Origin of the sequence: Variovorax sp. Varisp36, from assembly GCF_047304235.1 — a bacterium.
In the GTDB taxonomy this organism is placed as follows: Bacteria; Pseudomonadota; Gammaproteobacteria; order Burkholderiales; family Burkholderiaceae_C; genus Variovorax.
In genome coordinates, this window is sequence record NZ_JBGLYU010000023.1 from 46,009 (window position 1) to 65,182 (window position 19,174).

Sequence of the window (19,174 nt, forward strand, 5' to 3'; positions counted from 1 at the left end):
GCTCGCAGGCGCCGCTCATCGGCACGCCTACTTCGCCAGCTCCGACACCAGCCGGTACAGGAACTCGCGGCCGTCATAAAGCCGCTGGATCTCGATGCGCTCGTCGAGCCCGTGCGCGCGCGCATCGGACGGCTCCAGGAAAATGCCGCTCACGCCGTACATCGGAATGCCCGCGTTGCGCATGAAGCGGCTGTCGGTGGCGCCTGTGCTCATCGCAGGAACCACGGGCACGCCGGGCCACATCTGCTGCGTGAGCGACTCCACGGTCTTCACAAGGTCGCCGTTCAGCGGCGACGCCGGGCTGCGCAGCGGCTTGCCCATGTTGCGCACCACGATCTTGTCGTTGCCGACCGCCTGGGTCAGCAGGCGCTCCACTTCCTCGGGATCGTCGTGCGGCAGGATGCGGCAGTTGACCGTGGCCTTGGCCGATTGCGGCAGCGCGTTCTCGGCATGGCCGGCCTGCACCATCGTCGCGACGCAGGTGGTGCGGAACTGCGCGCTGTAGGCCGGGTTGGCCGACATGCGCTCGATGACCGCTGCGTCGGGGTTGCCCGCGCCTACCGCGCGCATGTCGTCGGCCAGTTGGCCGGTGGCGAACGGTGCGCTGCGCGCGAAGTAAGTCTTCGTGACCTCCGCGAGCTTCACCGGAAAGCTGAAGTTGCCCAGCCGTTCCAGGCCGGCGGACAGCGCATAGATCGGGTTGGTCTTGGTCGGCACCGAGCTGTGGCCACCCACGTCGCGCGCCTCCAGCATGTAGGTGGTGTACATCTTCTCGGCCACCTGCATGCGGTGCAGGTTGGGCTTGCCGCCGCGCAGCTCGCCGCCGCCGCCTTCGTTGATGCCGAACTCCGCCTGCAGGAGCTCGGGCTTGTTGTTGATGAGCCAGAAGGCGCCGTTGCTGAGCGCATCGCCGCGCTCTTCGTCGGCCGTCAGCGCCAGGATGATGTCGCGCTTGGGCTTGAAGCCCTCCTGCTTCAGCTGCCCCATCACCGAGACCAGCGCCGAGGCCATCGCCTTGTCGTCGATGGCGCCGCGCGCGGTGAAGTAGCCGCCGGTTTCCTGCAGCTTGAAGGGGTCGGTCTTCCAGTCTTCGCGCCGGGCCTCGACCACGTCGATGTGGGCCAGCAGCAGCAGCGGCTTCTTGCTGCCGTCGCCCTTGAAGCGCAGCACCAGGTTACCCTTCTTCGGGAAGGGTTCGAAGATCTGGATGTCGCCGGGCGCGAAGCCCGATTCGATCAAGCGCTTTTCCATGGCGCGCGCGGCCACCGTGTTGTCGCCCACCGAATGGCTGGTGTTGATCTCGATCAACTCCTTGTAGATGTCGTGAAAGCGCTGCTGCTGCGGCGTGAGGGCCGGCGGGGTCTGCGTCTGCGCCATGGCCGCGGTCATGCCGCACAGGGCCAGCGAGGCGGCGAGCACGGTTCTCGCGGCACGGAAGGTCTTCATCCTCATGGGTTCTCTCTCCGGTGGTGGTTGTGCCGGACAGCATAGCAAGCACCGCCCGCGAACACGGGCACACTCGCGCCCATGCAATCGAGGCAATGGGACATCTTCTGCAAGGTCATCGACAATCACGGCGACCTCGGCGTCTGCTGGCGGCTGGCCCGCCAGCTGGCCGCGCTCGGCGAACGCGTGCGGCTGTGGATCGACGATGCGGCGGCGCTGCGCTGGATGGCGCCCGAGGCTCGCACTGGTCGCGACGGCGTGGAGGTGATCGACTGGCTCGACGCCGCTGCGCTTCAGGCTGCCGTAGCGGGGCCGGCGCCCGACGTATTGATAGAAGCCTTCGGCTGCGAGCCGGCGCCGGAATCGATCGCCCGTTTCGCCGAAGGGCCGGGCAGTGCGTGGATCAACCTCGAATACCTGTCGGCCGAACCGTACGTGGAGCGGCTGCATGGGCTGCCGTCGCCGGTGTTCAGGGGTCCCGGCGCCGGGTTGACCAAGCGCTTCTTCTATCCAGGCTTCACGCCAGCCACGGGCGGGCTGCTGCGCGAGCCCGACCTGATGGAACGCCGGGCGCGCTTCGACCGGGTGCAGTGGCTGGCCGAACGGCAGATCCCGTGGCGAGCCGACGAACGCCTGCTCTCCCTCTTCTGCTACGAGCCGCCTGCACTGGCCGCCTTGCTCGCCCGGCTGGCGGAAGGCCCCGAACCCACGCGCCTGCTGGTGACGGCGGGCCGCGCCACCCAGGCGGTCCAGGCTTGTTTTGGGGGCGCCCCATCGACCCACGAGCGCGGTGCGCTATCAATTTCATATCTCCCCTATCTCACGCAGCCCGATTTCGATCACCTGCTCTGGGCCTGCGAGTTGAATTTCGTGCGCGGCGAGGATTCGCTGGTGCGCGCCCTCTGGGCCGGCGCGCCGCTGGTCTGGCAGATCTACCCGCAGGACGACGATGCCCACCACGTCAAGCTGAACGCCTGGCTGGACTGGCTCGGCGCCCCGCCCTCGCTGCGGCTTTTCCACCACGCCTGGAACGGCTTCGTCGACGGTGCCCTGCCGCTGCCTGAAACACAGGGCCCGTGGCTCGAAACAACACTGGACGCCCGCACGCGGCTGCTCGCCCAGGACGATCTGGTCACGCAACTGCGGAAACTGATCGGCCAAAAAAGCTAAAATAGCGGGCTTTGCGGATTTCGGCCCGGATCTCAACGATTCGAGATGCTCTCCGCTAAACCTGCCGCGGGACCTGTACCGCGGGGCCAACAATGCCGGCAAGCGTCGCCGGCAGCCCCGTGCACCGAGCGGCCAACATCCAGAGACCCTGTTATGAAAATCGCTCAAGAAATCCGCGCCGGCAACGTCATCATGCACGGCAAGGACCCGATGGTCGTCCTCAAGACCGAATACAGCCGCGGCGGCCGCAACTCCGCCACCGTGCGCATGAAGATGAAAAGCCTGATCGCCAACTTCAACACCGAAGTGGTCTTCAAGGCCGACGACAAGATCGACCAGATCGTGCTCGAGAAGAAGGATTGCACCTACTCCTACTTCGCCGACCCGATGTACGTCTGCATGGACGCCGACTACAACCAGTACGAAGTCGAAGCCGAAAACATGGGCGACGCCCTGAACTACCTCGAAGACGGCATGGCCGTCGAAGTGGTGTTCTACGACGGCAAGGCCATCTCGGTCGAACTGCCGACCAGCGTCGAGCGCGAAATCACCTGGACCGAACCCGCCGTCAAGGGCGATACCTCGGGCAAGGTGCTCAAGCCCGCCAAGATCGCCACCGGCTTCGAAGTGCCCGTGCCCCTCTTCGTGTCGCAAGGCGACAAGATCGAAATCGACACGCGCACCGGCGAATACCGCAAGCGCGTCTGAGCCTCTTTCCCGGCTGACCGCCACCCTCGAAAAAAGCTCCGCAAGGAGCTTTTTTTGTTGATGGGCATGGCAGTTGCAACGCTGCACAATCTCCCAAGGTCCTTCCGTCTGGTTTCCTCATGAACAACACGCACAACATTCACGACAAACGCCTGGCCGATGCCTGGGCCACGCTCCAGTCCCATGCGGACAAGGGCCTGCCGCTCGACCCCGATCCCTCGCGCATCGCCTTCGCCGACCCCGAGTTCCTGCTGCGCCGCGAGACGCGCGGCATCCGCATGCAGCTCGAGCTGATGAAGCCCGATCTCGAGCAGCGTGCCCATGGCATCGAGAACACGGTGGTGGTGTTCGGCAGCGCACGCTTTCGCAGCGAGGAAGACGCCTCCGCCATGATCGCGCAGGCCGACGCCGCTGGCGACGCCGCGGCATCCGAGCGCTGGCGCCGGCTGGCGCGCAATTCGCACTACTACGAGAAGGCGCGCGCCTTCGGCAAGATGGTCGCGCAGTACAGCAACGACAAGGAACCGCAGGACAAGCTCTTCGTCTGCACCGGCGGCGGCCCCGGCATCATGCAGGCGGCCAACCGCGGCGCGCACGAAGGCGGCGGCCTCTCGGTCGGCCTGGCCATCGCGCTGCCGATGGAAGAAGAGGCCAACCCCTACGTCACGCCGGCACTGAGCTTCAAGTTCCATTACTTCGCCATCCGCAAGATGCATTTCATGATGCGTGCGAAGGCGCTGGTGGCGTTTCCGGGCGGCTTCGGCACGCTCGACGAGCTGTTCGAGGTGATCACGCTGGTGCAGACGAAGAAGTCGAAGCCGGTGCCGATCGTGCTGTTCGGCTCGGACTACTGGAAGCGGCTGATCGATTTCGACTTTCTGGTCGACGAAGGCGTGATCTCGCCGGGCGACGTGAAGCTCTTCGAATACGTCGACGCGCCCGAAGACGCATGGAGCGCGATCAAGCGCTTCTACAAGCTCTAGACCTTGAGGCCCCAGGTGGCGCGCGCGCCGAGCGCCACCACGCCTCCCACTACCCAGAACACGCCGCCGATGCCGATCAGTGCACCGAGCGAGCCGAACAGCATTGGCATCGCCACGCTCGACGCGTTGATGGTCATGAGCCGCAGGCCCAGCGCCTCGCCGTGGCGGGTGTGCGGCGTGATCTGGTGGAGCATGCTCATCACCATCGGCTGCACCGCGCCCAGCGCGAAGCCGAGCACCACCGAGCACACTCCCATGCTCAGTGCCGAGTCCAGCAGCGGATAGACCGCGAACACCATCGCAGTGACCGCCGTGGAACTGAGGATCACGCTGCGCTCCGAAGCGCGCGAGGCGATCACCGGCAGCACCACGCGAACGACCGCCGCCGCGATCGCGAAGGCGCCGAGGATCGAGCCGATCACCGAGGCGCTGATGCCCCGGTCGTGCCCCAGCACCGGCAGCACGAAGGCGTGCACGTCCCAGCTCGACGACTGCAGCCAGTTCACGAACAGCAGGCGGCGGAACATCGGTTCGCGCAGCAGGTCCCAGGCGCGGGTCGGCGTGGCGCCCGGCACGGGCGCGGCGGGCGGTGGCTCGTGCGCGCCGCGCGCGAGCATCCAGCAGAGGATGGGCAGCACCGCCATCACCGCGAAGCAGATGCGGAACGCAAGCATGTCCGCGGGCGAGCGGCCTGCATGGTCGATCAGCATGCCGGCCAGGAAGGGCCCGACGAAATTGGCCACGGCCGGCGCGATGGCGAGCCAGCTGAACACGCGCTTGAGCTGCGTCGCGTCAGTGGCCGAGCGGCCGACGTGCCGCTGCAGTGCGATGACCGTCGCGCCCGTGGCGCCGCCTGTCAGCAGGGCGGCAATGCACATCACCGGAAAGATCGGAAGGATCACCACGAGCCCCGCACCGACGACTGCCGCAATGACCGACAGCCACAGCGGCCGCTTGAAACCGTAGCGGTCGGCAAAGCGTCCGGCAGGCAATGCAAGGAAGACCTGCGTCAGCGCAAACAGCGAGATCAGCAGGCCGACCGCCGCGGCGCTGTAGCCCTGCTGCAGCGCCAGCAGCGGCGTGGCGAGCCGCATGCCGGCCATGGTCGCGTGCAGGCACACCTGGGCCCCGATCACGCGCAGCAGTTCGGAACCTTTCACGGGGTGTCTTCGGCCTCGCTGTCGGCGGTGGGCAGCAGAAGCGCCTGCGACTGCGCCTCGGGCAGCGCCTCCACCTTGCGCAGCGCCAGGCGCATCTGCTTGGCGCGCGTGTCGGCCTTGTCGAGCGTGTCGGAAGCCTTGGCCACCTGCTCCTTGACGCGCGCAACCCATTCGCCGTAACGCTCGAACTCGGTCTTCACTGCGCCCAGCACCTTCCAGACTTCGGAGGCCTGCTGCTCCAGCGCCAGCGTGCGAAAGCCCATGTGCAGGCTGTTGAGCATCGCGAGCAAGGTGGTCGGGCCCGCCAGCGTCACGCGGTGCTGGCGCTGGATGACATCCATCAGGCCCGGCCGGCGCAGCACCTCGGCATAGAGGCTCTCGACCGGGAGGAAGAGGATGGCGAAATCGGTGGTGTGCGGCGCGGCGAGGTAGTTGTCGGCGATCGACCTGGCCTCGGTGCGGATGCGCGCTTCGAGCGCCTTGGCCGCCAGGTCGGCACCCACGGCATCGGCGCGTTCGTGCGCGTCGATGAGCCGCTCGTAGTCGTCGCGCGGGAACTTGGCGTCGATGGGCAGCCACACCGGCGCACCGTCCTCGCCCCGCCCCGGAAAGCGGATCGCGAAATCGACACGCTGCCCGCTGCGCGGCTTGGTCTCGATCTGCTTGGCGTACTGGTCGGGCGTGAGCACCTGTTCGAGCAGCGCCTCGAGCTGCACTTCGCCGAACACGCCGCGTGTCTTCACGTTGGTCAGCACGCGCTGCAAGCTGCCCACGCCCACGGCCAGCGTCTGCATTTCGCCGAGTCCCTTGTGCACCTGTTCGAGCCGGTCGGCTACCTGCTTGAAGCTTTCGCCGAGGCGCGCCTCAAGCGTGCTCTGCAGCTTCTCGTCGACCGTCTTGCGCATCTCGTCGAGCTTGACGGCGTTGGTCTGCTGCAGCTGCGCGAGCTGCGTTTCCATGGTCGCGCGCACTTCGGACAGGCGGCGCGCATTCGATTCGCTCAAACCCTGCAGCTGCGTGCTGAGCGTGTCGGCCAACGTCTTCTGCAAGGACGCGAGCTGCAGGGAGAACGCGTCGAGCTGCGCATTCTGCGTGCGCGTGGCTTCGGCGCCCTGCTGCACCAGCGCCTGCTGGAAAGTGGCGAAGGCCTGCGCGGTTTCCTGCCGCACGCCGCGCGAGCTTTCGCCGATGTCGTGGCGCAGTTCGCGCTCGGTGCGTTCGTTGGCCGAGCCCAGGGCGGCCAGCACGCGCAGCACGTCGCCGTGGTCGGACGAGGGCTGCCGGCGGGCCAGCAGCCAGATCACCAGCACGAGCTGGACGACCGCGAGTACGGCCAGTCCGATGAGGATCAGCGAGGTGTCCAAGGGTGCGGTACTGCCTCTGCCTATTTGCTTGCCGGAGGAACGGGCGTCACGGGCGTCAGCGGTCCCTTGCCGCCGAAGTACGCGATGAGGTTGTCCGCCGCAAGGTCGGCCATGGCGCGGCGCGTGGGTACGGTGGCGCTGGCGATGTGCGGCGTCAGCACCACATTGGGCACGGTCAGCAGGTCGGGGTGCACCTTGGGCTCGCCCTCGAACACGTCGAGGCCCGCGGCGGTGATGCGTTTCTCGCGCAAGGCCACGGCCAATGCCGCGTCGTCGACGATGCCGCCGCGCGCGATGTTGACGAGCGTGGCGGTCGGCTTCATCAGCGCGATCTCGGCCGCGCCGATCGTGTGGTGCGAGGCCGGCGAATAAGGCACCACAAGCACCACGTGGTCCGCCGTCCTGAGCAACTCCTCCTTGCTCAGGTAGCTGGCCTTGCATTCGGCCTCGAGCGCGGCGTCGAGCCTGGAGCGGTTGTGATAGACCACCTTCATGCCGAAGCCGTGCGCGCCGCGCTTCGCGATGCCCTGCCCGATGCGGCCCATGCCGATGATGCCGAGCGTGGAACCGTGGATGTCGGAGCCGGCGAACATGTCGTAGCTCCACTTCTGCCACTTGCCCGCGCGCAGAAAGTGTTCGCTCTCCGTGATGCGGCGCGCCGTGGCCATCAGCAGCGCAAAGCCGAAGTCGGCCGTGGTCTCGGTCAGCACGTCGGGCGCGTTGGTGCCGAGCACGCCGTGCGCGGCCATCGCGTCGACGTCGAAGTTGTTGTAGCCCACCGCCATATTGGCGCAGATCTTCAGGCCGGGGCAGGCATCGAGCACCGCGGCGTCGATGCGCTCACTGCCGGTGGTGAAGGCGCCCTGCTTGCCCTGCAGCTTCGCGATCAGCTGTTCCTTGCTCCAGCTCTCGTCGGACTGGTTCGACTCGACCTCGAAGTGCTGCGAGAGGCGCTCGATGGTTTCGGGAAAGATCGCGCGCGCGACCAGTATCTTGGGCTTGCTCATGATGTTTGCACTCAGCGAAAGAAGATGAAGGTGGAAAGAACGAACAGCGGAACCAGGATGGCCACCGACCACGCCATGTAGCCGAAGAAGCTCGGCATGCGCACGCCGCGGCTCTCGGCGATGGCCTTGACCATGAGGTTGGGCGCGTTGCCGATGTAGGTGTTGGCGCCCATGAACACGGCACCAGCCGAGATGGCGGCCAGCGTGGTGGCATAGGTGGTCATCAGCGCGGCCGGGTCGCCGCCCGCGGTGTTGAAGAACACGAGATAGGTGGGCGCGTTGTCGAGGAAGGAGCTCAGCATGCCGGTGGCCCAGAAATACATCGCCGGATCGGGCTGGCCGTCAGCGCGCGTCACGGCCGAGACGACGGCACCGAACGGGCCTTGAGTGCCGGCCTTGAGCATCGCGATCACCGGGATGATGGTCAGGAAGATGCCCGCGAACAGCTTGGCCACCTCGGCCATGGGGCCCCACTCGAACTGGTTGTCGGCATGCACCTTGGCCGGCGTGATCTTCAGCGAGAGCAGCGTGATGGCGACCAGGCCCGCGTCGCGCACCAGGCCCGGCAGGCCCACCCGGGTGCCGAAGACGTCGAAGCCGACGGGCGACTTCCAGAAGCCGCTGAGCAGCACGAAGGCGACCACGCCGCCCAGCAGCCAGAAGTTGACGGCGCCATCGAAGCCGATGCGCTTCGTGTCGGGCGTCGGGTCGACCGGCAGCACGCCCTCCTTGCGATAGTAGTGGCGGTCGATGGCGTAGAACAGCGCGAGCAGCACGGCCAGGAGGAAGAGCGTGTCGGGCAGGATGTTCTTCGCGGTCCAGAAGAAGTCGACGCCCTTCAGGAAGCCGAGGAACAGCGGCGGATCGCCCAGCGGCGTGAGCGAGCCACCCACGTTGGAAACGATGAAGATGAAGAACACGACCACGTGGACCCGGTGCCTGCGGTTGTCGTTGGCACGAATGAGCGGCCGGATCAGCAGCATCGACGCGCCGGTGGTTCCCATGAAGCTCGCGAGCACCGCGCCGATGGCGAGCAGCCCGGTGTTGAGGCCAGGCGCCCCATGCAGGTTGCCCCGGATGTGGATGCCGCCCGCCACGGTGAACAGCGCCGTGAGCAGGATGATGAAGGGGATGTACTCCTCCACCAGCGCATGCACGAGCTGGGCGCCGGCCAGCGAAACGCCGAAGGTGGCGGCAAGGGGCAGCAGGAAGGCCAGCGCCCAGGCCGCCGAGACCTTGCCGTAGTGGTGGTGCCAGAAGCCCGGCGCCAGCAGCGGGAACAGCGCGATCGACAACAGGATGCCGGCGAATGGCACGCCCCACAGCGGCGAGAGCGTGGCGCCGTCGAAGTCGGCAGCCATCGCCAGGGCGGGAAACGTCAGCGGCAGCACCGCGGCCGCCGCAAGGCGAAGGGGGTTTTTCATGGGGCCGTACCGTACCAGAGGGGTCAGTACAGCCTTCAAGCCGGGGGTTGTTCGATCTCGAAGACCTGGCGCAGGTAGGCCAGGTATTTTTCGTCCTCGCACATGTTCTTGGATGGCGTGTCCGACAGCTTGGCCACCGGCTGGTCGTTGCAGTGGATCATCTTGATGACGATCTGCAGCGGCTCGTAGCCCAGATCGTTGGTGAGGTTGGTGCCGATGCCGAAGGCCAGCTGGCAGCGGCCGCGGAACTGCTGGTAGAGCTCGATGGTGCGCGGCACCGTGAGGCCGTCGCTGAAGATCAGCGTCTTGGTGCGCGGATCGACCCGGTTGGCGACGTAGTGCGCCAGCATGCGCTCGCCCCACTGGAACGGGTCGCCGCTGTCGTGGCGGGCGCCGTCGAAGAGCTTGCAGAAATACATGTCGAAGTCGCGCAGGAACGCGTTCATGCCGTAAACGTCGGACAGCGCGATGCCCAGGTCGCCGCGGTACTCGCGCGCCCAGCTCTCGAAGCCGAAGATCTGGCTGTCACGCAGCCGCGGGCCGAGCGCCTGGCAGGCCTGCAGGTATTCGTGGGCCATGGTGCCCAGCGGGATCAGGCCCAGCTTCATCGCGTACAGCACGTTGCTGGTGCCCGCGAGCTGCGGCAGCCGCGTCCCGGGCGGCGCCTGCACCGGCGGCGAGGTGACGGCGCCGAGTCGGGCGGTCAGCGTGCGCAGCACCTCTTCGTGCCAGTCCTTGGAGAAGCGGCGGCGCGTGCCGTAGTCGGCGATCTTCAGGTCGGCGAGGCCTGCGTCCTGCAGCTGGGTGATCTTGGTTTCGAGCCGGCGGCGGCCTTCCTCGAAGTCGGGCTTCTTCTGCGTATTGCGGAAGTACACCTCGTTGACGATGGCCAGCACCGGGATCTCGAACAGGATGGTGTGCAGCCATGGCCCCTTGATGCGGATCTCGAGCTCGCCCGAGGGCTGGGGAACGATGTTGATGTACTTCTCATTGAGCCGGAAGAGCCCGAGGAAGTCGACGAAGTCGCTCTTGATGAAACGCATCGAGCGCAGGTAGGCCAGCTCGGCGTCGCGGAACTGCAGCGAGCACAGGCTGCGCACCTCGTCCCGGATCTGTCCCGCGAACTGCGCCAGGTCGACGCCGGGGTTGCGGCACTTGAAGCGGTACTCGACCCGGGCCCCGGGGAAGTGATGCAGGACCACCTGCATCATCGTGAACTTGTAGAGGTCGGTGTCGAGCAGGCTGTGAATGATCATGGTGCTGTGCGCGGTGTCTCAAACTTTCGGCGTCCGTTCGATTATCACGGGGTGAGTCGGCCTCTGCCTACGGGGCCTGAACTGCACGTCCTACCGTGAGGGTGAATCCCCCCGATGACAGTGACTCCACGGCGAAGCACACGGCCCGCCGGATCAACCTGGCTCAAAGGAGGTTCGCATGAACAAGGACACCGTCAAAGGCAACTGGAAACAGCTCAAGGGCAAGGTCAAGGAGCAATGGGGGAAGCTGACCGACGACGACTTCGACGTCATCGCGGGCAAGCGCGACCAGCTGCTCGGCCGCATCCAGGAGCGCCACGGCATCAGCCGCGAAGAAGCCGAGAAGCAGGTCAAGGACTGGGAATCGCGCGACGGCCGCACGCCGGACGCGCTCTGGTTCGAACGCTATTGAGCAGCCCCCGAATTTCATCCACTCCCGAAGGAAAACATCCCATGAAAAAGCATCTCCTCATGCTGGCCCTCGCCTCCACCTGCTTCGTGGCCACGCAGGCCAGCGCCATGACCAAGGATGAATACAAGGTCGCCAAGGAAAAGATCGAGGCCGACTACAAGGTCGCGAAGGCCCAGTGCGACACGATGAAGGACAACGCCAAGGACGTCTGCCAGAAGGAAGCCAAGGGCAAGGAAAACGTCGCCAAGGCCGAGCTGGAGCAGCAGTACCAGCCGAGCGACAGCCACGCCCGCAACGTGGCTGAAGAGAAGGTGAAGGCCACCTACGAAGTCGCGAAGGAAAAGTGCGACGACCAGAAGGGCGATGCGAAGGCCGCCTGCGTGAAGCAGGCCAAGGCCGACGAAGCCCAGGGCAAGGCCGACATCAAGGCGATGAAGAAGACCGCTTCAGAACGGACCGCGCCGGTCAAGCCTTGAGCGAATCGACCACGCGTTGCAGCGCCTCGGGTAGCGGTACCGGGCGCTGCGTGACGCGGTCCACGTAGACGTGGATGAAGTGGCCCTGTGCTGCAGCGCTGTCCGCGCCCTCGGCGAACAGCGCGATTTCATACCGCACGCTCGACCGGCCCGCCTGTGCCACCCGGATGCCCGCCTCGACGGTTTGCGGGAACGCGATGGGCGCGAAATAGTTGCACTGCGTCTCCACCACGAAGCCGATCGTGGAGCCCTGGTGGATATCGAGCGCGCCGCGCTCGATCAGCAGTGCATTCACCGCGGTGTCGAACCAGCTGTAGTAGACGACGTTGTTGACGTGGCCGTACATGTCGTTGTCGGCCCAGCGCGTGGGAATGCTGCGGAAAGCGCGGTAGCTGCCGCGCGTCTGGGGGATTGGTTTGGTCGGGGCGCTCATCGCGCGGCATTTTGCCCGGGAAGCCGAATTTAGAAGATGGCTTCTAAATTGCTGCATGGCAGCAAAAACCCCTTGATCGCAAAACTCAGCTGCCTATACTTGAGGCCATGCTGCACCGCAACATAGACGGCGAGACAGCGCAACGTGAACCGACCACTCAATCATCCCCTTCTGGAGATTTCCCAAATGGCCCTGACCGCTGACCAAATCCTCGCCGCCCAAAAGGCAAACCTCGAAACCCTCTTCGGCCTGACCACCAAGGCTTTCGAAGGCGTCGAGAAGCTCGTCGAACTGAACGTGACCGCCTCGAAGGCAGCCCTGGTCGAAGCCCAGAGCACCGCCCAGGCCGCCCTGAGCGTCAAGGACGCCCAAGAGCTGCTGACGCTGCAAGCCAGCCTGTTCCAGCCCCTGGCTGAAAAGACCGCTGCCTACAGCCGTCACCTGTACGACATCGCCCAAGGCACCGGCGCCGAATTCGGCAAGGCCTTCGAAGCCAAGGCTGCCGAAGCCCAGCAAGCCTTCGTCGGCCTGGTCGACAGCGCTTCCAAGAACGCCCCCGCTGGTTCGGAAACCGCTGTTGCCGTGCTGAAGAGCGCCGTGGCCGCCGCCAACAACGCTTTCGAATCGGTCCAGAAGGCCGTCAAGCAAGCATCGGACGTCGCCGAAGCCAACTTCAATGCCGTGTCGACGCAAGCCGTTGCCGCCGCAAAGACCGCAACCGCTTCGCGCAAGCGCTAAGCTGGCGACCACCACCAGTTGTCTCCTTGGGTCCTCACGGATCCAATTCAGGGCCTCGTCTCACGACGAGGCCTTTTTTTTCGTCTGGCGGCCTCTTCGATAATGCGGGTCTCATTTCAGGAGACTCTCCATGCAGATCGACGGCAAGGTTTTTATCGTGACCGGTGGCGCTTCGGGCCTCGGCGAAGGCACGGCGCGCATGCTGGCGGCCAACGGCGCCAAGGTGGTGATCGCCGACATGCAGGCTGACAAGGGCGAAGCCGTTGCCAGGGAAATCGGCGGCGTGTTCGTCAAGTGCGACGTGAGCCAGGAAGCCGACGGCCAGGCCGTGGTGGCCGCCGCGCTCAAGCTCGGCAAGCTGGTCGGCCTCGTCAATTGCGCCGGCATCGCACCGGCCGAGAAGACGGTGGGCAAGAACGGCCCGCACGCGCTGGCCGTGTTCAGCAAGACCGTCACGGTCAACCTGATCGGCAGCTTCAACATGATCCGCCTGGCGGCCGACGCCATGGGCAGGAACGAGCCCGAAGCCACCGGCGAGCGCGGCGTGCTGATCTCGACCGCCTCGGTCGCGGCCTACGACGGCCAGATCGGCCAGGCCGCCTACAGCGCCTCGAAAGGCGGCGTGGTCGGCATGACGCTGCCCATTGCCCGCGACCTCGCGCGCAGCGGCATCCGCAACATGACCATCGCCCCCGGCATCTTCGGCACGCCCATGCTGTTCGGCATGCCGCAGGAAGTGCAGGATGCCCTGGCCGCCAGCGTGCCCTTCCCTTCCCGCCTGGGCACGCCCGAGGACTACGCCAAGCTGGCGAAGCACATCATCGAGAACGACATGCTCAACGGCGAGGTGATTCGTCTGGACGGAGCGATTCGATTGGCTCCCCGCTGAGAGCGGATTTGGGCGGCTTCGTGCTGCCGGTGCGGTCCAGGCGCTCGTAGTTCGCGATCACCTGGGCGCCCAGCAGCACCAGCGTGGCGGCGATCTCCAGGCTCAGCAGCACCACGATGGCCGTGGTGAGCGAGCCGTAGACCACATTCACCTGCGACAGCGTCGAGAAGTACCAGATCAGCACGCGCCGCGTGGCCTCCCACAGCAGCGCGGCCGTCACGCCGCCCAGCAGCGCATGGCGCAGCGACATGCGCCCGGCCGGCATCACGAGGTAGAGCGAAGTCAGCATGAAGATCTCGCCGCCCAGCCCCAGCAGGTACAGCAGCAGCCCCGAAACACCCGACAGCGACCAGCTGCGCCCCAGCAGGTCGACGCTTTCCTGCCCCACCAGCTGCAGCGCGCCCGACACCAGCGTGACGAGCAGCAACCCGACGCACAGGCACAGGATGTAGACATAGGGCATGGCCACCGATACCAGGAAATGGCGCTTGTGGTCCGCCTTGCGGTGGTGAAAGATCACCGCCATGGCACTTTCGAGCACGCTGAAGGCCAGGGAGCTGAAGAAGATCATCGTCACCAGCAACACCGGCCCCAGCACGTCGCGATGGTCCAGGAAGCTCGACAGCTCGGCCACGATGGCTTTCGACTGCCCCGGAAGCAGCCATTCGAGGTACCGCCCGATGGTGCGCAGCAGCTCGGCCTGCTCGATGACGTGCGACAGGGCGATCACGCTCACGATCAGCAGCGGCACGATGGACAGCAAGGCGTAGTACGCCACAGCCCCCGCGAGCAGCAGGCCCTGGTTGGCGCGAAATTCCTTGAGCGCGTCCCAGGCGAACCGCAGGGGGTGGCGCAGCAGCGGCGCGATGTGTTGCAGGGGTTTGGGCATCGTCATGCGTGATCCGGTCGCTTTCAGTATGCCGCCGGGGCGCGAGGCTTCGCCCGCTTGCGTATGATTTGCCGCTCTTCGCCTACATGACCATCCCCGCTTCATTCATCCAGGAACTCATCGCACGCGCCGATGTGGTCGAGATCGTCGGCCGCTATGTGCAGCTCAAGAAGGCCGGCGCCAATTTCATGGGCCTGTGCCCGTTCCACGGCGAGAAATCGCCCTCCTTCTCCGTCAGCCCGACCAAGCAGTTCTATCACTGCTTCGGCTGCGGGGTGCATGGCAACGCCATCGGCTTTCTGATGGAGCATGCCGGCATGGGCTTCGTCGAGGCGGTGCACGACCTGGCCGGCCAGTACGGCCTGCAGGTGCCGGAAGACGACGCCTCCCCCGCCGAGCGCGCCCGCGCCGCCAGCCAGCGCCAGAAGCAGGCCACGCTGAGCGACGTGCTCGAAAAGGCCGGCGACGCCTACCGCAAGCACCTGCGGCAGGCGCCCGGCGCCATCGAATACCTCAAGGGCCGGGGGGTGTCGGGCGAAGTGGCCAAGCAGTTCGGCATCGGCTATGCGCCGGCCGGCTGGCGCGCGCTCGCCAGCGTGTTTCCCGACTATGACGACCCCCTGCTCGCCGAGAGCGGGCTGGTGATCGTCAACAACGAGGAAGGCCAGCTCAGCGAGGCCGAGGCCAAGCGCTACGACCGCTTCCGCGACCGCGTGATGTTCCCCATCCGCAATGTGAAGGGCGAATGCATCGGCTTCGGCGGCCGGGTGCTGGGCGACGAGAAGCCCAAGTACCTGAACTCGCCCGAAACGCCCGTTTTCAGCAAGGGCCGCGAGCTCTACGGGCTCTACGAAGCCCGCGCCGCCTTCCGCGACCGCGGCTATGCGCTGGTCACCGAAGGCTACATGGACGTGGTGGCGCTGGCGCAGCTCGGTTTTCCGAACGCGGTGGCCACGCTCGGCACGGCCTGCACCACGGAGCACGTGCAGAAGCTCTTCCGCTTCACCGAATCGGTGGTGTTCAGCTTCGACGGCGACGCCGCGGGCCGGCGCGCTGCGCGCAAGGCGCTCGACGGCGCGCTGCCCTACGCCACCGATGTGCGCAGCATCAAGTTCCTGTTCCTGCCGGCCGAGCACGACCCCGACAGCTTCATCCGCGAGCACGGCGCCGAGGCTTTCGCCCGCTTCGTGAACGAGGCAACGCCGCTGTCGCGCTTCATGCTCGAAGCCGCCCGCGAAGGCTGCGACCTGACTTCCGCCGAGGGCCGCGCCCACATGACGAGCAACGTGCGCCCGCTTTGGAGCGCCATGCCCGACGGCGCACTCAAGCGCCAGTTGCTGAGCGAGATCGCAACGCTGGTGCAGCTCGATGCGGCGGCGCTGTCGGATCTCTGGGCCTCCACACCCGGCCCGCGCAAGGCCGGGGGCGCACCGGCGCCGCAGCGCCCCAGCGAGCCCTCGGGCTTCAGCGGTGGCGGCAGTGATGACTACTACCCGGACATGCCCCCGCCCCAGGACTACGAACCGCCTCGCTATGAAAGCGATAGCAAGCCCAAGTTCCAGCAGCGCGGCAAGTTCACCAAGGGCAAGCGCTGGGGCGGCAAATTCGAGGAACCCATCGAGCCCCTGCGCGGACGCGGCGCCCCGCCCAGCCGCCCCGACGTGGCGGTGCGGCTGCTGTTGTCGAACATGGCGCAGTGGGAAGCCCTGTCGCACGAGCTTCACCTGATGCTCTGCGAACTGCCCGGCCATCACGGTGCCCTCTTCACCTGGCTCGACAGCCAGCTGCACGAGCACGGTGTCCAGCCCTGGGCAGCCCTGCGCGAAGGCCTGCGCGGACTCGGCTTCGAGCCGCTGGCCGAGCGGTTGATGTCCGTCTCCGAAGCCGGTCCCATCCCCGAGGGCGAAGAAGCGCAGCACCTGGCCGACGCCGCCCGCGAACTCGCCAGCGTGCTCGATTTCATGCTCGACGACCGCCTCAAGGCCCAGCAGAGCGAAGCCATCGCGGCCGTCGGGAAAGACCCGAAAGCCCTGGAGCGCTACAAGGCGCTGGAGACCCGGCGGCTCGAATTGCGCGCCCGCCTGCGCGCCTCGGGTTCAGAAACTGCTTGAAATTTGCGCAACACGCTATAATGTAGGGCTTCGCAACTGGCGAAATTAGGCAAGAGCGACAGCAGCACCTCCGGGCCGACCCCTAGCGCAACGCACTCCAACGGTAAATTCCGGCGGAAAGGGTCAATAACCGCAAGGACTGCATACCAAATGTTCGCCCGACATCTTGCCTGCTGAGGAATTCATTCCTCTTTCCCAATTGTTTTTAGTCCGTGCCTGTGCACGGGCTGTGGTGGCGCTGTCCGTGTGACGGTGCGCCTGTGATTTCGCTTGTTCTTTCTTGCCGTAACGAGGTCGTATGCCCAGTTCAAAGAAGCCTGCTCCTTCACTTGCCAAAAGCGTCGCCACCAAGCCCGCAGCAGAGAAACCGTTGAAAGCCGGCGCGAAGCCGGCAACCAAGACGGCCGCCGCCGCATCCAGATCGGCAGCCGCAACGAAAGTGAAAACCGTGCCCACGAAATCGACCTCTCTCGACGATCCCAAAAAAGCAGCCGCCCCGGCAGCCAAGAAAGTCGGCCGCCCGCCCAAGGCCGCCGGCGCCGCCACGCCTGCCACCGGCGCCAAGCGCGGCCGCAAGCCCAAGGCTGACAAGGATGCGCCCGAGAACGACATCGACCTGTCGGACATCGAGGAAGATCTGGCCGGCGACGAGCCCGCGGCTGCCACGACCACCGAAGAAAAGGTCAAGCCGCTGCGCATGAAGATCAGCAAGGCGAAGGAACGCGCCTTGATGAAGGAATTCGGCCTCGACGAGACCGTGCTCTCCGAAGAAGACCTGGCCAAGCGCCGTTCGCGCCTGAAGACCCTGATCACGCTGGGCAAGACCCGCGGCTACCTCACGCACGGCGAAATCTCCGACCACCTGCCCGACAAGCTGGTCGACGCCGAGACCATGGAAGTCGTGGTCACCATGCTCAACGACATGGGCGTGGCGGTGTACGAGCAGACGCCCGACGCCGAAACCCTGCTGCTGAACAACACCGCGCCCACCGCCACCACGGTGGAAGAAGCCGAGGAAGAAGCCGAAGCGGCTCTGTCCACGGTGGACAGCGAATTCGGCCGCACCACCGACCCGGTTCGCATGTACATGCGCGAAATGGGCACGGTCGAGCTGCTGACGCGCGAAGGCGAAATCGAAATCGCCAAGCGCATCGAAGGCGGCCTGATGGCCATGATGGAGGCCATCTCGGCCTCCCCTGCCACCATCGCCGAGATCCTGCGCCTGGCCGCCGAGATCCGCGAAGGCAAGGTCGTCATCTCGACCATCGTCGACGGCTTCTCGAATCCCAACGAGGCCGACGACTACGTGGCCGAAGAAGACTTCGACGAATTCGACGAGGAAGACGACGATGACGGCAAGGGCGGCTCCAAGGCCCTGACCAAGAAGCTCGAGGAACTCAAGCGCGAAGCGCTCGAGCGCTTCGACCGCATCGCCGGAATGTTCGAGAAGGTCCACAAGATCTACGACAAGGAAGGCTACGGCACCCCCGCGTACGTCAAGGCCCAGGAGGCCCTGTCCGCAGAGCTGATGACCATCCGCTTCACGGCCAAGACCATCGAGAAGCTGTGCGACCTGGTGCGCACGCAGGTCGACGACGTGCGCAAGAAGGAGCGCGAGCTTCGCCGCATCATCGTGGACAAGTGCGGCTTCCCGCAGGACGAGTTCATCCGCGACTTCAGCGGCTACGACAAGAACGGCAACCGCATCGCGTCGAACCTCCTGAACCTCAAGTGGGTCGAGAAGCAGGCCGCCGCCGGCAAGCCCTGGAGCGCCGTGCTCGCGCGCAACATTCCGCCGGTGCAGGAACTGCAGCAACGCCTGACCGACATCCAGTCGCGCGTGGTGGTGCCGCTGACCCAGCTCAAGGACATCAACAAGCGCATGAACGAAGGCGAATCGTCTTCGCGCGATGCCAAGAAGGAAATGATCGAAGCCAACCTGCGCCTCGTGATTTCCATCGCCAAGAAGTACACCAACCGCGGCCTGCAGTTCCTGGACCTGATCCAGGAAGGCAACATCGGCCTCATGAAGGCGGTCGACAAGTTCGAATACCGCCGCGGCTACAAGTTCTCGACCTATGCCACGTGGTGGATCCGCCAGGCCATCACGCGCTCGATCGCCGACCAGGCGCGCACCATCCGCATCCCGGTGCACATGATCGAGACGATCAACAAGATGAACCGCATCTCGCGCCAGCACTTGCAGGAGTTCGGCTTCGAGCCCGACGCCGGCATCCTGGCCGCGAAGATGGAGATCCCGGAAGACAAGATCCGCAAGATCATGAAGATCGCGAAGGAGCCGATCTCGATGGAAACCCCCATCGGCGACGACGACGATTCGCATCTGGGCGACTTCATCGAGGACAGCAGCAACACGGCGCCCATCGAGGCCGCCATGCAAGCCGGCCTGCGCGACGTGGTGAAGGACATCCTGGACTCGCTCACGCCGCGCGAAGCCAAGGTGCTGCGCATGCGCTTCGGCATCGAGATGAGCACGGACCACACGCTGGAAGAAGTCGGCAAGCAGTTCGACGTGACGCGTGAGCGCATCCGCCAGATCGAGGCCAAGGCGCTGCGCAAGCTGAAGCACCCGAGCCGCTCCGACAAGCTGCGCAGCTTCATCGATACTCTGTAATCCGGGTTCCCTGAAGCCACAAGCGCCCGCCTCGCCCCTCACCGGGCGGCGGGCGCTCTCTTTTGGGAGCCGC

Annotated in this window: 18 protein-coding genes; 9 read left to right on the forward strand and 9 right to left on the reverse strand. The window is 65.7% G+C overall.

All coding sequences use genetic code 11. From position 1 onward, the window contains the following. Window positions 1-27: 27 nt before the first annotated feature. On the reverse strand, window positions 28-1,452 hold the full coding sequence (locus ACCD11_RS15510; protein WP_413314535.1) for a M20/M25/M40 family metallo-hydrolase: 1,425 nt from the start codon (window positions 1,450-1,452) through the stop codon (window positions 28-30). A 75-nt stretch (window positions 1,453-1,527) separates the two neighbouring features. Between ACCD11_RS15510 and earP the strand changes: the two genes are divergently transcribed. From earP to ACCD11_RS15525, 3 genes are all read left to right on the forward strand, one after another. Then, window positions 1,528-2,616 (forward strand): elongation factor P maturation arginine rhamnosyltransferase EarP, encoded by a 1,089-nt coding sequence (gene earP / locus ACCD11_RS15515; protein ID WP_413314536.1) that lies wholly within the window; start codon window positions 1,528-1,530, stop codon window positions 2,614-2,616. A gap of 153 nt (window positions 2,617-2,769) precedes the next feature. Then, on the forward strand, window positions 2,770-3,324 hold the full coding sequence (gene efp / locus ACCD11_RS15520; protein WP_007830687.1) for an elongation factor P: 555 nt from the start codon (window positions 2,770-2,772) through the stop codon (window positions 3,322-3,324). 119 nt (window positions 3,325-3,443) lie between these two features. After that, complete coding sequence (locus ACCD11_RS15525; protein ID WP_007830686.1) at window positions 3,444-4,307, forward strand: TIGR00730 family Rossman fold protein; 864 nt, start codon at window positions 3,444-3,446, stop codon at window positions 4,305-4,307. On the opposite strand, the gene ACCD11_RS15530 is transcribed toward ACCD11_RS15525, so the two are convergent. Genes ACCD11_RS15530 through pncB form a run of 5 tightly spaced genes read right to left on the reverse strand, consistent with a single transcriptional unit; the run spans window position 4,304 to window position 10,518 of the window. Next, window positions 4,304-5,467 (reverse strand): MFS transporter, encoded by a 1,164-nt coding sequence (locus ACCD11_RS15530; protein WP_413314537.1) that lies wholly within the window; start codon window positions 5,465-5,467, stop codon window positions 4,304-4,306. The genes ACCD11_RS15525 and ACCD11_RS15530 overlap by 4 nt on opposite strands. Further along, a complete protein-coding gene (locus ACCD11_RS15535) occupies window positions 5,464-6,831 on the reverse strand; it encodes a DNA recombination protein RmuC (RefSeq protein ID WP_413314538.1) in 1,368 nt (455 codons plus the stop codon). Before ACCD11_RS15535 ends, ACCD11_RS15530 begins: the two co-directional genes overlap by 4 nt. Before the next feature lie 20 nt (window positions 6,832-6,851). Continuing rightward, on the reverse strand, window positions 6,852-7,838 hold the full coding sequence (locus ACCD11_RS15540; protein ID WP_413314539.1) for a 2-hydroxyacid dehydrogenase: 987 nt from the start codon (window positions 7,836-7,838) through the stop codon (window positions 6,852-6,854). Window positions 7,839-7,849: 11 nt separating this feature from the next. Further along, window positions 7,850-9,262, reverse strand: coding sequence for a sodium:proton antiporter (locus ACCD11_RS15545; protein WP_413314540.1), 1,413 nt, complete (start codon window positions 9,260-9,262; stop codon window positions 7,850-7,852). A 35-nt stretch (window positions 9,263-9,297) separates the two neighbouring features. After that, window positions 9,298-10,518, reverse strand: coding sequence for a nicotinate phosphoribosyltransferase (gene pncB, locus ACCD11_RS15550; RefSeq protein ID WP_007830668.1), 1,221 nt, complete (start codon window positions 10,516-10,518; stop codon window positions 9,298-9,300). Between the two features lie 178 nt (window positions 10,519-10,696). Between pncB and ACCD11_RS15555 the strand changes: the two genes are divergently transcribed. Together ACCD11_RS15555 and ACCD11_RS15560 are read left to right on the forward strand one after the other, a co-directional pair. Further along, window positions 10,697-10,930 (forward strand): CsbD family protein, encoded by a 234-nt coding sequence (locus ACCD11_RS15555; protein ID WP_007830667.1) that lies wholly within the window; start codon window positions 10,697-10,699, stop codon window positions 10,928-10,930. Window positions 10,931-10,971: 41 nt separating this feature from the next. Beyond that, window positions 10,972-11,406, forward strand: a complete 435-nt coding sequence (locus ACCD11_RS15560) for a hypothetical protein (RefSeq protein WP_007830666.1) — start codon at window positions 10,972-10,974, stop codon at window positions 11,404-11,406. Here the strand turns inward: ACCD11_RS15560 and ACCD11_RS15565 are convergent. Next, window positions 11,396-11,839, reverse strand: a complete 444-nt coding sequence (locus ACCD11_RS15565) for an acyl-CoA thioesterase (RefSeq protein ID WP_413314542.1) — start codon at window positions 11,837-11,839, stop codon at window positions 11,396-11,398. The two genes, ACCD11_RS15560 and ACCD11_RS15565, sit on opposite strands and share 11 nt — an antisense overlap. A gap of 186 nt (window positions 11,840-12,025) precedes the next feature. Between ACCD11_RS15565 and ACCD11_RS15570 the strand changes: the two genes are divergently transcribed. Together ACCD11_RS15570 and ACCD11_RS15575 are read left to right on the forward strand one after the other, a co-directional pair. Further along, window positions 12,026-12,577: a phasin family protein gene (locus tag ACCD11_RS15570; protein WP_007830664.1), complete on the forward strand. Its 552-nt coding sequence runs from the start codon at window positions 12,026-12,028 to the stop codon at window positions 12,575-12,577. Between the two features lie 130 nt (window positions 12,578-12,707). Continuing rightward, window positions 12,708-13,466, forward strand: coding sequence for a 3-hydroxyacyl-CoA dehydrogenase (locus tag ACCD11_RS15575; protein WP_413314544.1), 759 nt, complete (start codon window positions 12,708-12,710; stop codon window positions 13,464-13,466). Here ACCD11_RS15575 and ACCD11_RS15580 read toward each other — a convergent pair. Then, a complete protein-coding gene (locus tag ACCD11_RS15580; RefSeq protein WP_007830662.1) occupies window positions 13,414-14,361 on the reverse strand; it encodes a YihY/virulence factor BrkB family protein in 948 nt (315 codons plus the stop codon). The two genes, ACCD11_RS15575 and ACCD11_RS15580, sit on opposite strands and share 53 nt — an antisense overlap. 80 nt (window positions 14,362-14,441) lie before the next feature. On the opposite strand from ACCD11_RS15580, the gene dnaG reads away from it, so the two are divergent. After that, complete coding sequence (gene dnaG, locus ACCD11_RS15585; RefSeq protein ID WP_413314547.1) at window positions 14,442-16,466, forward strand: DNA primase; 2,025 nt, start codon at window positions 14,442-14,444, stop codon at window positions 16,464-16,466. Window positions 16,467-16,589: 123 nt separating this feature from the next. Here the strand turns inward: dnaG and ACCD11_RS15590 are convergent, their stop codons facing one another. Beyond that, window positions 16,590-16,922: a hypothetical protein gene (locus tag ACCD11_RS15590; RefSeq protein WP_235507901.1), complete on the reverse strand. Its 333-nt coding sequence runs from the start codon at window positions 16,920-16,922 to the stop codon at window positions 16,590-16,592. On the opposite strand from ACCD11_RS15590, the gene rpoD reads away from it, so the two are divergent. Next, entirely contained in the window at window positions 16,915-19,101 is a 2,187-nt protein-coding gene (rpoD, locus tag ACCD11_RS15595; RefSeq protein ID WP_235507900.1) for an RNA polymerase sigma factor RpoD, read from the forward strand. The two genes, ACCD11_RS15590 and rpoD, sit on opposite strands and share 8 nt — an antisense overlap. Window positions 19,102-19,174: the final 73 nt, after the last annotated feature.